The organism is Sorangium sp. So ce385, assembly GCF_051474135.1.
Taxonomy (GTDB): Bacteria; Myxococcota_A; Polyangia; order Polyangiales; family Polyangiaceae; genus Sorangium; species Sorangium cellulosum_D.
Genome location: NZ_CP150337.1, coordinates 662605 through 680098, shown reverse-complemented (window position 1 = coordinate 680098; position 17494 = coordinate 662605). Strand labels below are relative to the sequence as shown.

Below are 17494 nucleotides of genomic sequence, written 5' to 3'. Positions count from 1 at the left end.
TGCCAGAGTTGCCGCTCGAAACGCACCCCGCTCCGCCGGGACCGGGGCCGGCCGCCACGCGCCGACACGCGCCGGGGAGTCCCTGGAGAGGCGGAAGCGCCCGCTCGCGGCGCGACGGACCGGACGGGCCGGGGCCGGCCGGGCTCTCCGCGTCGCCTTCCCGGTTCCGGTTGCGGCGCGGCGCCGTTCACGGCATAGACCGCCGTCTGACCATGCAATTTCGCGGCGGAATGAATGAGCTGGTTCGCCAGGCGGCGCGCATGCAGCGCAAGATCGACCAGGTGAAGGGCGAGCTGAAGGACCGCGAGGTGAGCGCGACCGCCGCCGGCGACAAGGTCACGGTCGTCGTCTCCTGCGAGGGAAAGGTGCGCCGGATCGACATCGACCCCGCCTTCCTCGCGAGCGAGGGCCTCGAGATGGCGCTCGACGCCGTCGTCGCCGCGTCGAACTCGGCCCTCGAGGCGGCCGACAAGCTCGTCGAGGCCGAGATCGCGAAGGTCACCGGCGGCGTCAAGCTCCCCGGCATGCACACTTGACCGCATTGCGTCCCCCGGCCTCGCTCCCCGGCTCCTCGAAGCTCCCGAACGGCGGCCCCGCCGGCTTCCGCAGCGCGCCCGGCGGCCTGCCCGGCCGGCTGTCGCGCGTCGCCCAGCTGCTCGCCCGCCTGCCGGGCGTCGGCGAGAAGACGGCGCAGCGCTTCGCCCTCTTCCTCGTGACCGCCGGCGAGGACACCGCGCGCGACCTCGGCAGCGAGCTCGCGGAGCTCTGCGACCACATCCGGCCGTGCACCCGGTGCGGCCACATCGCCGAGCTCGACGACGACGGCCGGGCGCTCTGCGCCGTCTGCCAGGACACGCGGCGCGACGGCGCCCTCCTCTGCGTCGTCGCGCGCGTCCAGGACCTGCTCGCGATCGAGCGGAGCGGGGCGATGCGCGGGCGCTACTTCGTGCTCGGCCGGCTCCTCTCGCCGCTCGAGGGCGTCGGGGCCGAGGAGCTGCCGCTCGAGGCGCTCCGGGCGCGCGTGCGCGACCCCGAGCAGCCGGTCCGGGAGGTGCTCGTCGCCACCCCGCCCTCGGTCGACGGGGAGGCGACCGCGCTGCTCCTCGCGCGCGAGCTCGGCGCCATGGGGATCCAGGTCACGCGGATTGCCAGCGGCGTGCCGCACGGGGGAGATCTGGAGTTCGCCGACCAGGTGACGCTGGGGCGAGCCATCGAAGGCCGGAAGAGCTTCGGCTAGCGGAAACCGCGCAGCTCGGCCCCCGGCCCACGAGAGCGAGGGCCGGGGCCGGCGGGCCTTCCGCACGCCGGGGCGCTCCACGATTCAGAGGTCGACATGTCCAAAACCACCATCACATCCGACCGGGCACCGCGCGCCATCGGGCCCTACTCGCAGGCCGTCAGGGCCGGCGACCTCGTGTTCTGCAGCGGCCAGATCCCGATCGATCCCGCGACGGGCGAGCTCGTCGCAGGGGGGATCGAGGCGCAGACGGCCCAGGTGATCAAGAACCTGACCGAGGTGCTGTCCGCGGCCGGCGCGGGCTGGGACGACGTGGTGAAGACCACGATCTACCTGACGAACCTCGCGGATTTCGCCGTCGTCAACCAGGTGTACGGGGCGGCCGTCGGCGGCGCGCCGCCCGCACGGGCGACGGTGCAGGTGGCGGCGCTGCCCAAGGGCGCCGCCGTCGAGATCGAAGCTGTTGCCCATCTATCGCGATAATCGGGGAGCCGCGGCCGCGGCCCCCCTCTCCAAAATGTCCCCGGGAGCCTCGACATGAGCACAAAGAACGAGAGCGAGAGCACGGAGCGGACCGCCAGCGCAGTTCCCGAACCTGCGCACGAGGGCGCCCCCGATGCAGAGAGCGGAGACAAGCCGCGCGCGCGCAGGGTCGTCCGCTCGGCGAGCACGTCGGCCTCCGCCAAGCGAGCCGACGAGCCGTCCGAGGGCGCCTCGGCGCAGCCCGCTGGCGAAGCGCCGCGCCCCTCGGCGAAGGCCGCCGCAAAGGAGCCGCAGGGCTCGCTGCTGGACGTGATCGCGCCCCGCAAGCGGCCGGCCCTGGCGGACGCGCCGCCGCCGGCCACGACGCCGCCCACGACGCCGCCCACGACAGAAGACGCCGCGCCGCCGCCCACGGCCGCGCCGCGCGTCGTGCGCGACTACCGCGCGCCCAGGCCCGAGCGAGCCGCCGCGCCCTCCGGCGCGCCGCGGTTCGACCGGGGGCCGAGGCCCGACCGCGGCCCGCGCCCCGACCGGGGGCCCAGGCCCGACCGCGGCCCGCGCCCCGACCGGGGGCCCAGGCCCGACCGCGGCCCCAGGCCGGAGCAGGGACCTGGCGCGGCGCAGGGGGCCGGCGCGGAGCAGGGCGCGAGGTTCGACCGGGGGCCCAGGCCCGACCGGGGGCCGAGGCCCGAGCGCGGCCCGCGCCCCGACCGGGGGCCGCGGCCCGACCGGGGGCCGAGGCCCGACCGCGGGCTGTCGGCGCGGCCGGGCGCGGAAGGCGGCCGGGCGGGCGGCGGGGACGCGCGGCCCCAGGGGGCCGAGGGACGAGCGCCCGCGGCGGCGAAGCAGCAGCAGAGCGACCGGATGGTGACCGTGGTCGGCCAGGGCGCGGCCGCGACGGTGGTGACGGGCAAGGGCGCGCGGCAGCAGGGCCCGGCCAAGCCGGCGCACCTCCTGTTCGCGCTGCCGGCGGCCAAGGCGAAGCAGGTCGCGGCGGACAAGCCGGCGCTCACGGCGCGCGAGGCGCTCGCCGCGAAGGCGAAGTCGAAGCAGGCGACCGCGGCCGCGAAGAGCAAGGCCGACAGCGGGGCGCGGCCCGAGGGCAGCGCGGGCGCCGAGGCGGCGAAGGTCGAGTTCGACGCCGAGGTGCTCGCGGCGGGCTGGGACCGGGCGATCGAGGCGCTGCGGTCGGCGGGCGACGCCGCGCCGACGCTCGTCGACGCCTGGCTCGGCGCCTCCAACGCGGAGGCGATCGCGGCGGCCGCCGAGTCGGAGGAGGCCTCCGGCGCGGCGCGGAAGGCGGCGCGGCGCGCGCTCAACGTGCTGAAGTCGCGCGGGGCGGCGATCCCGACGCGACCGCGCGTGGTGCGGCTCGCCGAGGAGCGCGCCGAGGTGGTCGAGGCGACGCTGATCCCGCCGGACTCGAGCGGGACCGAGGCGATCGCGATCACGAGCCGCGACACCAGCGGCCGCTACCGGATCGCGGAGGTGATCGTGCGCGAGGGGGTCGGCGTGGTGCACGCCGGCGCGGGGTGGCTCAGCGGCTCGCAGCTCAAGGAGGGCCGGGCGCGCGCGCAGGACAACCTGGGCACGGCGCCCGTGCCGGTCTCCCTGGAGTGGGCCCGCCACCGGATCGCGCTCGCGAAGCGGCAGAACGCCGCGTCGGGGCAGGTCCTGCCGCTCGGGCTGGAGGGGTGTCGCGATCTCATCGAGCCCGCGCCCGAGGCCGAGCCGCGGCACCCGGTGGCCGATCTCGAGGAGAGCCTGACGGACGAGCAGGTGGCGTCGCACATCGCCGGCTCGGCCTCGCTGCACGACGAGCCGGAGTTCCGGCACTGGCTGCCCGCGCGGCAGGCGCTCGACGAGCTCCTGCAGAAGGTCGGCCAGCGGCTCGGGGCCGCCGGGATGCGCGATCCCGCGCTGGTGAACACGGCGCTGCGGGAGGAGCTCGAGCTCGCGACCGACCGGTTCTTCTCGCCCGAGGTGCGCGGGCAGCTCGCGACGCGGATCCGGAGCAGCGCGGTCTCGCTGCGGGCGCGCAGGGGCGACGCGGCGGCCACCGCCGCCCTCGCCGTGGCGCGCGCCATCAAGGAGGCGGGGCTGATCACCTCGCCGCCGCGCGAGATCCCCTTCCTGGCGGCGTTCTTCCAGAAGGCGCTCGGCGTGCTCGCGCAGCAGGGCGGCGGGCAGCTGCGGGTGCCGGTCCCGGCGGGCGCGGCCGCGGGTGGCGCCCCGGCGCCGGGCGGCGACGCGCCTGCAGAGGGCGCGGGCGGCGAGGCGCCCGCCGAGGGCGAGGCGCAGCAGGCGGCCGGCGGGTGATCGAAGGCGCCGGCGACACCGGCGCGTGATCAGCGCGCCGGCGACACCGGCGCGCTGATCCCAAAGAGCGGAGAGGCGAGCCCCGGTCCTTCCGGCGCTCGCCTCTCGGCTTTTGTCCTGGCGGCGCTACTTCACGTCGATGGTGATATCGCCGTTCTCGGTGAAGAGCTCGAGGAGGCCGCCGTCGCCGTCGCCCATCGTGTACGACGTCGCGTGATCGAAGCGGTCGCCGCCGCTGCCCTCCCCGGCGGTCGCCCACGTCGAGGGGAGGCCCTGCTCCACGATGTCGCCGTTGAGCGTCTGCGCGGTCATCGTCCCGTCGACCCCCGCCGGCACCGAGAGCTCGATCGCGCCGTTGCCGGAGCTGATCGCGCCGTCCGAGCTGCTCCACGCGTCGAGGTCGACGAAGACGCTGCCGTTGTCGGTGGCCACGTCGATCGCGCCGCGCGCGCCGACCACGTCGATGCTGCCGTTGTCGCTCACGATGGTCGTGCCGCGGGACGGGGCGCCGCCGAGGTCGACGTCGATGCTGCCGTTGTCCTGCTCGATGCGGAGCACGCCGTCGAAGTCCTTCCTCGGCAGGACGACCTTGATGTCGGCGCCGAGGTACCCCGAGGAGCCGTCCCTGGTGCGGGTCGTGATGACGACGTCGCCGTCGATCTCCGCGGCGAGCTCGAGGTCCTCCTCGATCTCCTGCACCGCGAGCTGGTTCTCGTCCTTCTTGCGCATCGTGAACGGAGAGAAGGTGACCTCGACGCCGCTCACGTCCCCGGTGCGGACCTCGACGTCGCCGTTGTCGCTCACGATGCGGATGCTCTGGGTCGGGAGGTACTCGACGCGCACGCTCTCGTCGTTGCCTTCGTAGCGCACGAGGGTCTCGGCGGTGATGACACACCCGGCCGTCGCTGCGGCAGAGGCCGCGCAGATCAAGAAGCAGGCGATTCGAAGCGAGCGATTCATCATGGATTCCTCTCGAGCAAAGGGTACGGCGGGCGAGGCCCGAGCCCCGTCCGGCCGCGCACGGAGCGCGCTGGCCCGTTTCTTGGACGTGGTCTCCGAGCGGCACATCCTGGATCGCAAGATTTCGACGCGGTCCGGCCGGCCGCCGCGGCTCAGGGCGCCTCCCACGGGAGAGGCGCCTCACCGAGACCCACCTTCTTGCGGAATGCGACGTGCAGCGCCCGGGTCTTCGGCCCGGGGACGCCCGCGCCGATCGCGTGCCCGTCCACGCGCACGACCGGGACGATCTCGCGGAGGCTCGAGGTGATGAACGCCTCTTCGGCGGCGAGGAGGCGGGCCATCGTGACCGGCTCGCAGCACACGGGGATGCCGAGCTCGCCCGCGACGTCGATGACGTTGGCCCGGGTGATGCCGACCAGGATCCCGGCCTCCTTGGGCGGCGTGATCAAGAGGTGCCCCGCGTCCTGCGCGCCCTCGTGCGCGGGCGGCCGCCGCTCCACCAGGAAGACGTTGGACGTCGTGCCCTCGACGACGTGGCCGGACGGGTCGAGGATGAGCGCCTCGTGGGCCCCGGCGGCCCGCGCCTCGCGCAGGGCGAGGAGGCTCTCGAGGTAGTTCGAGATCTTGGCGCCCGGCGCCGCGTCGCCGGCCCGCTGGGTGGAGGTCGTGATGGCCGAGATCCCGTCGCGGTAGAGCGCGCCCGGCAGCGGCTTGAGCGGCTCGACGACGATGACGCGGAGGGGCGCGCCCGCGAGCGCGGGATCGAGCCCGAGCGGGCCGCTGCCGCGGGTCAGCATCACGCGAACGTAGCTCTCGAGCGGCGCGCCTGCGCCCGCAGCCCCCGTCGAGCCCGCGACGCCAGCCGAGCCCGCGGCGCCAGCAGAGCCCGCGGCGCCAGCAGAGCCCGCCGCCGCTCCCGCGTCCTCCGCCGCGGTCGCGGCCCGGAGCAGCGCGCGCACCTCACGGCCGAGCTCGTTGCGCGGGATCGGCAGCGCGATCGCGATGCGCTCGGCCGAGCGCTCCAGGCGGGCGAGGTGCTCCTCCAGCGCGAACGGCTCGCCGCCGTAGGTGCGGATGGTCTCGAAGACGCTGTCGCCGTAGAGGAAGCCGCGGTCGTAGACCGAGACCTTGGCCTCCTCCGGCCGATGGATGACACCGTCGATGCTGACGAGCCGCGTCACACGGCGAGATTACGTCACTTCTTGAGCTGCGCCAGGAGCTCCTTCGCCGGGGCGAAGTCCTTCTCGTTGTCGATGGCGCGCTCCAGCATCTGGATCGCCTTCTTGTCGTCGTTCTGACGGTGGCTGATCACGCCGAGGTAATAGAAGACCTCGCCCTTGCTGATCGGCGCGCCGTCGTCGAGCTTCTGGAGGAGCAGCGCGCGGAAGGTCTTCTGCGCGCGGTCGATGTGCGCCGCCTTGGCCGCGTCGTCGCCCGACTCCGACAGCTCCAGCGCCAGCACGCCGAGGTCGCGGAGGATGGCGATCGAGCCCGGGTCGATCTTGAAGGCGGTGTCGAGCTCGGCGAGCGCGCGCTCCCGCTGCCCCTCGGCCAGGTAGGCCTTGGCGAGGCGGTGGTGGATCGCGGCGAGATCCTTCGAGCGGCGGCCGCCGTAGGACTCGACGATCTGCTGGAGCGCCTCGGCGGCCTTCTGGCCGCGGCCCGAGGCGCTGTACGCGTCGCACAGCGCGAGCAGGAGCTCGCGATCGCCCGGCACGAGCTCCGTGGCCTTGACGAGCAGGTCCGCGGCGCGGCCGGGGTCGTTCCGCTTCGTCAGGTGGATGCCCGCCGCCTTGCGGTAGAGCGCCACCTTCTCGGCCGGCTGCGCCGCCGTCTCCGCGTCGCCGGTGATGAGATCGGCGAGCTCGGTGAAGGCCTGCTGCTTCTCGTAGAGGGCGAGGAGCTGCTTGCGGATGTCCTGCGCCGACGCGTCCGCCGCGAGGCCCCGCTCGAGCACGCGCCGGACCGCGCCCTCGTCGCCGAGGGACCGGTGCAGATCCGCGAGCCGGAGCGACGTGCTCACCGCCTCGGGGCCGCTCGCGTCCTCGAGGATCACCTCGAGCCGCTGCGCCGCCTCGGCCTTCTCCCCGCGCTGCTCGTGCAGGCGGGCGAGCGCGAGGAGCGCGCCGGGGTGGCGCGGCTCGCGCTCGAGGACCGCGCGGTAGGTCTCGATCGCCCGGGCCGTGTCGTTCAGCCGGGTCTCGTAGACCTCGCCGAGGCGGACGCTGTACGAGAGCTCCGCCGCGACGTCGCCGCGGTCCTTCGCGCGCTCGATCTGCGCGACGAACAGATCCGACAGCTCCTGATCGCGGCCGGTCTTCTCGAGCAGCTGCGCGAGCAGGACCGTCGCCTTCTCGTTGTCGGGCTGCTCGTCGAGGACCGCGCGCAGGTGCTCGGTCGCCTCGCTCACCGCGTCGAGCCGCGAGAGGCAGATCTCCGCGCTCTCGAGCCGCAGCGCCGAGCGGGCCTCGGGGGACTCGGCCAGGTCGGTGAGCCGCTCGAGGAGCGAGAGCAGCTCCTTGTGCTTTCCGGCCTTCGCGTAGAGCTCGCGCAGCGCGGTCGCGGCGCGCGCGTCGCCCGGATCCGCCTCGAAGAGCGTCTCGTAGAGCTCGATCGCCGCCGCGTCGTCGCCGAGCTTCTCGCGCGCGACCGCCGCGGCGGCGTGCCGCGCGTCGCGGATGCGATCGGCCTCGGCGTAGAGCTCGGACTGGCGCACGAGCAGCCGGAAGACCTCCTTGTGGTCGCCCGCCTCCTCGCGCACCTTCGTGAGCTCGGCGAGCGCCCACGTGTCGCCCTCGTCCGCGGCGATCATCTCGCGCAGGATCGCCTCGACGAGCTCCCGGTCGGCGAGCGCGCGCTCCGCCAGCTCCTTCGCCTCGCGGCGGAGCTCGGCCGCGGTCCCCTCCATGCCGTCGAGGGCCGCGATCCGGCGGAGCGTGCCGATGAGGTCGCGCTCGCGCCCGGGGGCCCGCTGCAGCTCCTCGATCGACCGCAGGATGTGCTCGCTCGTGGGGTCGTGCGTGAGCGCCGCCTCGTACGCCGCCTCGGCGGCCTTGGCGTCGCCCACCTTGTTCTTCTGCCACTCGGCGATGCGCATCCAGAGGTCGCGCGCCGTGTCGCCGTCGAGGTCCGCCCCGGCCCGCACCGCCCGCTCCAGCGCGGCCGCGGCGCTCGCCCAGCCGCCCGTCAGCGGGGCGAGGCGCTCGATCTCGCCGAGCACGTCCGGGTCCGACGGGTCGTCGGCGAGCGCCTTCTCGAGGGTCTCCAGCGCCGCCCGCGGGTCGTTCGAGCGCACCTCGAGCACCTTGGCGAGGTCGAGGCGCATCCGGATCCGCTCCACGCCGGTCGGCGCGAAGCGGATGCGCTTCTCGTAGAGGCGCGCCAGCGCGGCGTTGTCGCCCCGCGTGCGGTAGACGCCCTCGAGCGCCTCGGCCGCCTCGTCGAAGAGCGCCGGATCCTCGGTGAGCGCCTCGAGCGCGGCGCTCGCCCGCTCGTGATCGACCGCGCGATCGAGCGCCTGCCGCAGGGTGTTCAGCCCCTGGGCCTTGTCGCCGAACGACTCGATCTGGATCACCGCGAGCCGGTAGAAGAGATCTGCCTGGTCGCGATCGCCGCTCGTCACCGCGACGCGCCGCTCGAGCACGTCCGCGAGCGCCTTCTCGTCGCCGAGGCGGCCGTAGAGCCGATCGAGCGCCTCGAGGAGCTCCGGCGTGTCGCCGGCGTGCTCGACGGCCTTGGCGTAGGCCTGGGCGCTGCGCCGGTCGTCCTTGAGCTTCTCCTCGGCGATGCGGCCGATCCGGAGGAACAGGTCCTTCGCGATCGTCGCGTCGAAGGTCGACGCGGCCCGCTGCGCGAGCGCGTCGCAGTAGCGGCCGAAGCCGTCGGTGCGCTCCGCGAGCCGCTCGATCTCGCCGTGCAGCGACGCGTCGTCCGGCGCGTCCTCCAGGGCGCGGAGCAGCGCCTGCTCCGCCTCGAGCGGCCGACCGAGCTGCACGTCCTGCACCGCCGCGATCGCCCGCAGCGTCTCGGCCCGGTCGGACGGCTCGGTCTGCGCGCGCAGGCGCAGCTCGAGCGCGGCCGCGAGCTCCTCGTGGCGGCCGGCCGCGCGGAGGACGGGCTCGAGCACCTGGGCCGCGTCGAGGCGCAGCTCCTCGCGGCCCTCGCCGATGGCCCGGACCGCCTGGATCGCGTGATCGTTCGCCGGATCCTCGTCGAGGACGAGCCGGTACTGCTCGATCGCGTCGCTCGGGCTCTCGAGCTCCCGCGCGTAGAGGTCGCCGATCGCCGTCCGCAGCTTGACGCGCGCGTCCCGGTCCGCGGCGGCGCTCGCCTGCTGCATGAGGTTCGACAGGAGCTCGTCCCACATCCGCTCGGCCCGGTAGAGCCGCTCGAGCGAGGAGAGCACCGACGGGTCGCCCGGCTTCGCCTCGAGCGCCGCGGTGAGCGCCGTGATCGCGTCGCGCGGGCTCGAGAGGTCCTTCTCGTAGCGCTCGGCGGCGCGGACGTTGAGGTCGTAGCGCAGCTCCTCCTCGTCGGGGCCCGCGAGCTCGACGCGGCGGCCGTAGAGCTCCACCAGCCGGCTCGCGGCGCCGCGGGGCTCGTGCAGCTCGATGAGCGCGTCGATCGTCATCGCGCTCTCGGGGTCGAGCTCGAGCGCCCGCTCGTACGCCTGGATGGCGCCCTCGGTGTCCTCGAGCATCTCGAGCTTGGTCTCGGCGATGCGCCGGCAGATCGAGGCGTTCTCCTCGTCCGACGCCATCTCGCTCTTCTTCTCGAGGACGGCGATCAGCGTGTCCCAGTCGCTGAGCAGCACGGCCAGGGTGTCCATCTGCTCGAGCGGCTCGGGGTCGCTCGGGTCGAGCGCGGACAGCCGCGCGTAGGCGCGGAGCGCCCGGCGCGGGTCGTCGATGCGCGTGTCGTAGACCTTGGCCAACGACGAGAGCAGCTCGCGCTTCGTGAGCTCGTCGGACGTGATGGTCACGCCCTGCTCGAGGCTCTCCGCGAGCTCCTCCCAGGCGCCGAGCTGCTCGGCGAGCCGCTCGAGCTCGCCGCGCGTCTCGCCGTCGTCCGGATCGAGGCTGAACGCCGTCCGGATCGCGTCGAAGGCGCGCAGCTCGTCGCTCCCCCGCGTCTCCCAGAGCTTCGCCGTCTCGCGCAGCACGGCGACCTTGTCGCGCGCGTCCGACGCGAGGCCGAACCGCTCCTCGTTGAGCCGGATGAGCTGCCGCCAGTCGTCCGCCCCCTCGTAGAGCGGCCGCAGGATCTCGACGATCCGCGCCTTGTGCTGCGGGTCCTGGATCAGCGCCTCGAGCGCCCGGATCGCCTCGGCGTGCGTCGGCACCTCGCCGACGATCGCCTCGAGCTGGTCGATCGCGCCCGCGGTGTCCTCGAGGCGCGTGCGGAGCAGCTCCGCCAGCGCCAGCCGGTAGGGCGCCGCCCGCTCGCCGTTCGGCGCCGCCTCGGCGCGGCGCAGGTACAGGTCGGCGAGGTCGCGCGGCCGGTCGAGCTCGCGGTAGAGCTCGGTCAGCGCGTCGAGCGCCCGGGCGTCGTCCTCGTCGACGTCGAGCGCCGCGCGGTACGTCTCGATCGCGAGCGCGGGCTCGCGGAGCTCCGTCCGCTCCAGGCGCGCGATCGTGTGCAGGGCGTCGAGCCGGTCCTCGTCCTTCCGGTAGTCGAGCGCGGCGCGGTAGAGCTGGATGCGCTCGGCGTGGCGGCCCTCCTTGATGAGCAGCCCGTCGATCGCGTCGAACAGCTCGCGCGAGTCCGGCTCGAACTCGTGCGCGCGCCGGTACCACTTCAGCGCGTCGGCCACGTCGCCGAGCTCGGCGTAGAGCTCGCCGGTGCGCCGGCTGAGCTTCGCGCTCGACGCGTCGTCCGAGGTGAGCTCGCCGAGCTCCGTCGCGTAGATCTCCGCGAGCCGCCGCTCGGCGCTCGCGACCTTGGCGAGCCGCTCGAGCTCCGCCCAGACCCCCTCGTCGGTGAGGTCCTCGTGGAGGAGCTTCGCCACCGTCTCCAGGGCCGCGCGGTAGTCCTCGAGCTGCTCCTCGTGCAGCGTCGCGAGCCGCTGGAGGAGGTCGCGGCGCTCGACCGGGTCCTGGCTCGCGGCGAGGCGCGCCTCGAGCGCGACCCGCACCCGGTTCCAGTCCGCCCGGCGCAGGTACACCGGCTCGAGCATCTCGCCGGCGCGCGCCCGGTGCTCGGCCTCGGCCGAGCCCGCGAGGATCGTCTCGAGCAGCGCGACGGCGCCCTCGTGCGCCGGATCGATGAGCAGCGCCTCGGAGAGCTCGTCGAACGCGCGCTGCAGGTCCTCGGTGTGCCGGTGCGCGACGAGCGCGATCTTGACGTGCAGCTCGGCGAGATCGCCGGCGCGCACGTCGAGCTGCCGCTCGTAGAGCCGGATGAGGTCCTGGAAGCGCCCCGCCTCGCGGTAGAGGCTGTCGAGCGCCGCGATCGCGTCCGGGTGGAGCGCGATGTCGAGGATCGTCTCGTAGGTCGCGATCGCGCCCGCCTGGTCCCCGAGCGGGCCCCGCTCGAGCTCGGCGATCCGGAAGAGCAGCCCCGTCTTCTCCTCGTCGCTCTCGGCGTTCTCGACCCGGAGCTTCAGGATCTCGAGCAGCCGTCCGGCGTCGTTCGCCTCGCCGTAGAGCTCCTCCAGCGCGATCATCGCCCGCCGATCGTCGCCGCGGGCTTCGAGCGCCTTCTTGTACTGCTCGACCGCGAGCTCGCGGTTGTCGAGCTTGTGCCGCGCGAGCTCGCCGACCCGGAGCCGGACGTTCTGCTGCACGTCGCCGTCGAGGATGTCCGGCGCGATGCGCTGGAACAGCTCGCACACCTCGGCCCAGCGCCCGGTGGCCTCGCCCAGCCGCTCGACCGTCTCGATCCAGGTCGTCACGTCGGGCTCGCCCGCCGCCTCGCGCACGCCGCGGAGCGCGTAGCCGAACGCCCGCGACGTGTCGCCGAGCGGCCCCTCGGCCGTGCGGAGCGCCTTCTGCAGCGTGGCGAGCCGCTCGCTCGGCAGATCCGAGGTCTCGACCTTGATCTCGAGGACCCGGAGGAGGCGCTCGGCGTCGCCGTCCGCCTCGTAGAGCGGCTCGAGCGTCTCGGCCGCGTCCCGGCGCGCGTCGTCCCGCTCGAGCATCGCCTCGAGGGCCGCGCGGCAGCGCGCGTTCGACGGGTCGAGCGAGAGCGCCTGGCGGTACGCCTCGAGCGCCCCCGCCGCGTCGCCCTGGTGCAGCCGCCGCACGTCGCCGAGCCGCGCGAGCAGGTCGAGCCGGGCGGGCGTCTCCACCGCGAGCGACAGGTCCGTCTCCAGCGTGTCGGCGAGGTCGACCCAGCGCTCGTCGAGCTCGTAGAGCGCCTCGAGGGCCGCGAGGGTCGAGCGCTCGGGCCCGAACTCGTCGAGCACCGCGCGCCACGCGTTGATCGCCTCGGGCACGTCGGCGAGCCGCTGCGCGAGCGTCTCGGCCGCCTTGGTCATGGCGCGCCGCCGCTCCTCCGGCTCGGTGGTCGACTGCTCCCGCGCCCGGAGCACGGAGACGAGCTCGCGCCACTGCGACGTCCGCTCGTAGAGCCGCTCGAGCGCCGCGAGCGCCGCCGCGTCGGCGCTGTCGTCGCCGAGCCGCGCCTGCCACGCCTCGATCGCCTTGGCCGGGTCGTCGAGCACCGTCTCGTACAGCGTGCCGATGCGCTCGTAGAGCGACCGCCGCGTGTCGGCGTCCTCCTCGAGGCGCACCTCGATCGCGAGCACGCCCGCGAGCGCCTGGTGCTCCTCCTTCGCCGCGTAGATGCGGCCGAGCGCCTGCGCCGCCGGGATCACCAGCGAGGGGTCGGTCGGATCGATGGAGAGCACGCGCCGGTAGACCTTCTCGGCCCGGTCGGCGTCGCCGAGGAGATCCTCGCAGATCCTCGCGACCTCCATGAGGATCTCGCCGCGGATGGACGCCGTCCCGCACGCGTCCGCGGCCGCCGTGAGCACCTCGGCCACCTGCTCGTGCTCGCCGAGGCGCCGGCCGATCTCGATGAGCCGCTCGCGCGCCGCGAGGTCCTCCGGCTCGAGCGGCAGGAGCTCCGACAGGCTGGCGAACGCGCCGGCGTCGTCCTTGAGCCGCTCGTCCTGGAGCACGCTCACGCGGCGGAGCAGCTCGCGCTGCTCGGACTCGGTCTCCGCGCCCTGGCGCCGGATCTCGAGGACCCGCACGAGCTGCCGGATCTCGTCCCGCGCCTCGTACACCGCCTCGAGCACGCGCGCCGCCCGGAGCCGGAGCGCCCCGATGTCGAGCAGCCGCTCGACGAGCTCGCGCGCCTTCGGGTCGTTCTGCCGGATCCGGAGCACGTCCTCGAGGTGCCCGAGCGACCCCTCCGGCTCGTGCAGCCGGTCGAGGTAGATGCTGCCGAGCGACAGCTTCATCTCCACGCTCTCGGACTCGGTCGCCGTCTTCAGGCGCTGCTCGAGGAGCGCCGCGAGGTCGCGGAAGCGCCCCTCGCGCTCGTAGAGCTTCTCCAGCGAGTCGAGCGCCGCCGTGTAGAACGGATCGAGCTCGAGGATGCGCTCGTAGTAGCCGATCGCCTTGGCCGCGTCGCCGATGATCTCCTCGGCGATCAGCGCCACCTCGTTGAGCAGCTCGATGCGCTCGCTCTGGTCGGTCGTGCCCTTGGCGGCGCGGTCGTAGAGCTCCTCGAGCTCGCCCCAGCGCTCGGCCGCGGTCAGGATCTGCTTCAGCCGCTCGAAGGCGCGGTGGTTGTTCGGGTCGAGGCTCAGCACCCGCTCCAGGTAGGGCTTCGCGCCCTCCGGGTCGCCGAGCTGCTCGTCGTGCAGGCTCGCCGCGCGCTCGCAGAGCTCGACCTCCACGGAGCTGCCGAGCACCTTGTCGCCCTCGGTGCGCCCCGCGACGAGGTGCACGCGGTAGGCCTCCGCGAGGTCGGTCGGGCGGCCGGCGCGGCGCGACAGCTCCGCGGCGCGGTCCCAGAGCTCGATGTCGTCCGAGAACTCGTGCAGCGCCCGGAGCAGCGCGTCGAACGCCGTCCCCGCCGCGTGCAGCTTCGTCTCCTCGACGTTCGCGAGCGTGAGGTAGAGCTCCCGCCGGCGCTCCGGGTCGCGCTCCGCCTCGAGGATCACCCGCAGGGCCATGGCCTCGCGCCGGTGGTTGCCCGTCTCGGCGTACTCGACGGCGAGCACCCGGGCCGCGCGCACGCGCGTCTCCGGGCGCTCGACGAGCCGCGAGAGCACGGCGATCGCGTCCGGGTCGTGCGCCGTCAGCTCGAGCGCGCGCACCGCCGCCTCGAACGCGTCCGTGGGCCGGTCCAGCCGGTCGAGGTAGAGCGTCGCGAGCTCGATCTCGCGCCGCGCCCGCTCGTCGCCCTCGCTGACGTCGCGGTGCGTGGCCACGATCTCGGCCGCCGCCTCGTACTCGCCCGCGGCGTTCAGGAGCCGCGAGAGCACCCGGAGCGCGTTGATGCGCCCGGGCGCGAGCGCGATGACCTTGCGCAGAAGCTCGATCGCCTTCGCCGGGTCGCCGAAGACCTCCTCCTCGAGCGTCGCCCACTCCTCGAGGATCTCGGCGCGATCCTCGCCCCCGACCTGGCTCGCCCGGAGCTCGAACAGCCACCGGAGGTCCGCCTGCCGCTCGTTCGCGCGGAGGAGCGCGTCGAGCGCCCTCACCGTGGCGTCGTCGGACGGGTCGTCCTCGACGAGGCCGCGGTAGACGATCACCGCCTCGTCGAGCTTACCCATCTCGCGCGCGTAGACCTCGGCGAGCTTCAGCCGGAGCGTGCGCTGGACGTCGGTCGTGAGGTCGGTCGCCGTCCGGAGCCGGCCCTCGACCGCCTCGACGAACGGCGCCCAGGAGCCCGCCGCCCGCGACCAGGCCTCGAGCAGGTCGAGCCCCTCCTCGTCGGGCTTGAGCTCGTAGGCGCGGCGCGCGTAGCCGAGCGCGCTCGCCTTGTCCGAGAGCGGGCCGCCCGTCACCGCCGCGAGCTTGCGCAGCATGCCGACCTGCGCCTCGGCGTCGTCGGTCGCGTCGAGGAGGATCTCGTAGAGCGCCGGCAGCCGGGCCCACTTCTCCTCCTCCTCGTAGATCGGCACGAGCGCCGCCGCGGCGCGCGCGTCCTTCGGCGAGACGCTGAGCACGCGCTCGTACGAGCGCGCCGCGCGCTCGGGCGCCTTGAGCTGCTCCTCGAAGATCCGCGCCGCGCGGAAGGAGATGTCGAGCTTCGTCGTGGGGTCGGTCGCCTTGTCCGCCGCGCCCGAGAGGAAGTCGACGAGGCCCTCCCAGTCGTTCTGCGAGGCGTAGAGCTCCTCGAGCCCGTCCCAGTCGCCCGCGGCGAAATACGCGTCGCGCAGGACGCGGAGCGCGCGCGCGTGCCCCGGCGAGAGCGTGAGCACCCGCCGCCACGTCCGCGCCGCCTGGGCCGGGTCCTTGAGGCGCTCGGCGTACACGGCCCCGAGCTTCTGCAGCGAGACGAGCCGCGCCGCGTCGTCGGCCGCGAGGTCGACGCGCCGCTCGAGCACCTCGGCGACCGTGGCGAAGTCCTTCTCGCGCTCGGCCTGCTTCTCCAGCGCGTCGAGCACCCCGGGGGCGCTCGGGTCGAGCTCGAGGATCCGCTTCTGGAGCGCGATCGCGTCCGCGCCGCGATCGAGCCGCTCGGCCGCGAGCTTGGCCATCTCGCCGAGGAGCTCGATCTTCGCGGCGCCCTCGGCGCTCTCGAGCTTGCGCTCGTAGAGCGAGTAGAGCTGCGGCCACGCGCGCCGCTTCAGGTAGAGCTCGCGGAGCTTCTGCTGCGCCTCCTCGTCGATCGGCTCGACGGTGAGCAGCGCCTCGTACGCCGCGATGGCGTTCTGCACGTTCGAGAACTGGTCGAACCAGCGCCGCGCGACCGCGCGGTAGAGCCCCGCCTTCTCGGCGCGGCTCTCGGTCAGCTCGGCGAGGCGCTGCTGGTACGAGAGCAGGTCGCGCCAGCGGCCGAGCGCCTCGTAGATGCGGGTGAGCTCCCGCACGGCGTCCACGTCCTTGTCGTCGAGCTGGACGATCTGGGTGAGGACGGTGACGAGCGCCGCGTCGTTCTTGGCGCGGTCGCGGTAGATCCCGGCGATCTCGCGGAGCACGGCGACCCTGCCGGCGACGTCGTCGGCGGGCGTGCGCTCGAGGTCCTGCCGGTAGAGCTCGACGAGGGCGTTGTACCCCTCAGTCTGCAGGTAGAGGCGCTTCAGGGCGTCGCGCGCCTGGCGGTTCTCCGGATCGGTCCGGAGCACGGACTTGTACTGCTCGATCGCCTTGGCGGCGTTCTCCTGCGACTCGGCGAGCCGCGCGAGCTCGGTGGCGATGGCGCGCTTCTCGGGGCCGTCGGGCAGGGCGCGCTGCGCGTCCGTGAGGATGGTCGTGAGCCGCGGCTTGTCGCCGCGCTGCTCCAGGACCTCGCGGTAGAAGTTGAGCATGCCGGCGTGCGCCGCGTCGGCGCGCCGCACGCGATCGAAATAGGGCTCGGCCGCCTGGGGCTGGCCGCGCATGCGCCAGTGGACCATGGCGATCTGCACGAGCATGCCGAGCTCCTCGCCGGGCTTCACGCCGCCGCTGCGGAGCTGGTCCTCGTAGAGCGCGACGAGGCGATCCCAGTCGCCCGCGGCGGAGTACGCCTCGGCCAGGAACGAGAGCGCCTCGGGCTGGCCGGGCGAGAGGTCGAGCACCTCCTCGTAGGCCGCGACCGCGCGGGCCGGGTCATTGAGGTGGGTCTTGATCGTGCGCGCCGAGCGGAGGCCCGCCGCGATGCGGTCCTCCTTGGCCTGGGCCTCGGCCTTGACGAGCGACTGGACGCGGACGACGGCTTCCCAGTCGCCCGCGGCGGCGAAGGCGATCTCGGCGAGGTTGGCGGCGCGGCGGTTCTTCGGGTCGAGCTTGAGGGCGAGATCGATGAGCTCGGGCACCTTCTCGCCGAGCTCGGCGCGGCCGTAGCGGTAGCCGATGTCGGCCGCGCTCGTATAGAGCGCGCTCTTGAAGGCGCCGTCCGTGGCGGCCTCGGCCTCGGCCACGTAGCGGTCCACGAGGTCGCGCCACCGCTCGCGCTTCGAGGCGTCGGTCTCGAGGGCCTCGGCGGCGGTGTCGTCGTCGGGGCGCAGCTCGAGCAGCCGCTTGTAGGCGGCCGCCGCGCGGTCCACGTCGATGAGCTCCTCGTGGTAGACGCGGGCGAGCTCCGCCTGCATCGCGCCCTCGACCGGGCTGCCGGCGGCGAGCGCGATCTCCAGCTCGAGGAGGCGGGCGACGGCCTGCCACTCGCGCCGCTGCTCGTGCCGCGCGCGGGCGGCGCCGAGCAAGCGCTCGACGTCCCCGGCGCCCGCGCCGTTGTTCGGAGCGGTCACGGCCTCCGCGAGCTCGTTCCAGGCCGCCTCGTTTTCGGGCTCATCCTGCAGGCGCCCAAGGGCCATCCGAATCGTCTCAACGCTCATCGTCTCTCCGCGGACCTCGCGAGATCGGTCCGGTCCGTTCACGGGCCGGGCGAAGATAG

General features: G+C 74.2%; 7 protein-coding genes. 4 read left to right on the top strand and 3 right to left on the bottom strand.

The features are described 5' to 3' along the window. Positions 1-212 precede the first annotated feature (212 nt). The 4 genes from WME83_RS02570 (at position 213) to WME83_RS02555 (ending at position 4039) form a co-directional block, all read left to right on the top strand. Entirely contained in the window at positions 213-536 is a 324-nt protein-coding gene (locus WME83_RS02570; protein ID WP_437317672.1) for a YbaB/EbfC family nucleoid-associated protein, read from the top strand. Continuing rightward, positions 533-1237, top strand: a complete 705-nt coding sequence (recR, locus tag WME83_RS02565) for a recombination mediator RecR (protein ID WP_437317671.1) — start codon at positions 533-535, stop codon at positions 1235-1237. The genes WME83_RS02570 and recR overlap by 4 nt, the downstream gene beginning before the upstream one ends. 96 nt (positions 1238-1333) lie before the next feature. Beyond that, on the top strand, positions 1334-1720 hold the full coding sequence (locus WME83_RS02560) for a RidA family protein (RefSeq protein ID WP_020465145.1): 387 nt from the start codon (positions 1334-1336) through the stop codon (positions 1718-1720). Between the two features lie 54 nt (positions 1721-1774). After that, positions 1775-4039 carry a hypothetical protein gene (locus WME83_RS02555; protein WP_437317670.1) on the top strand — a complete coding sequence of 755 codons (2265 nt, stop codon included), beginning with the start codon at positions 1775-1777 and terminating at the stop codon, positions 4037-4039. Between the two features lie 126 nt (positions 4040-4165). Here the strand turns inward: WME83_RS02555 and WME83_RS02550 are convergent, their stop codons facing one another. From WME83_RS02550 to WME83_RS02540, 3 genes are all read right to left on the bottom strand, one after another. Next, positions 4166-5002, bottom strand: a complete 837-nt coding sequence (locus WME83_RS02550; RefSeq protein ID WP_437317669.1) for a hypothetical protein — start codon at positions 5000-5002, stop codon at positions 4166-4168. A 149-nt stretch (positions 5003-5151) separates the two neighbouring features. Beyond that, positions 5152-6180 (bottom strand): aminotransferase class IV, encoded by a 1029-nt coding sequence (locus WME83_RS02545; RefSeq protein ID WP_437317668.1) that lies wholly within the window; start codon positions 6178-6180, stop codon positions 5152-5154. A gap of 14 nt (positions 6181-6194) precedes the next feature. Then, entirely contained in the window at positions 6195-17414 is an 11220-nt protein-coding gene (locus WME83_RS02540) for a tetratricopeptide repeat protein (protein WP_437317667.1), read from the bottom strand. Positions 17415-17494 lie beyond the last annotated feature (80 nt).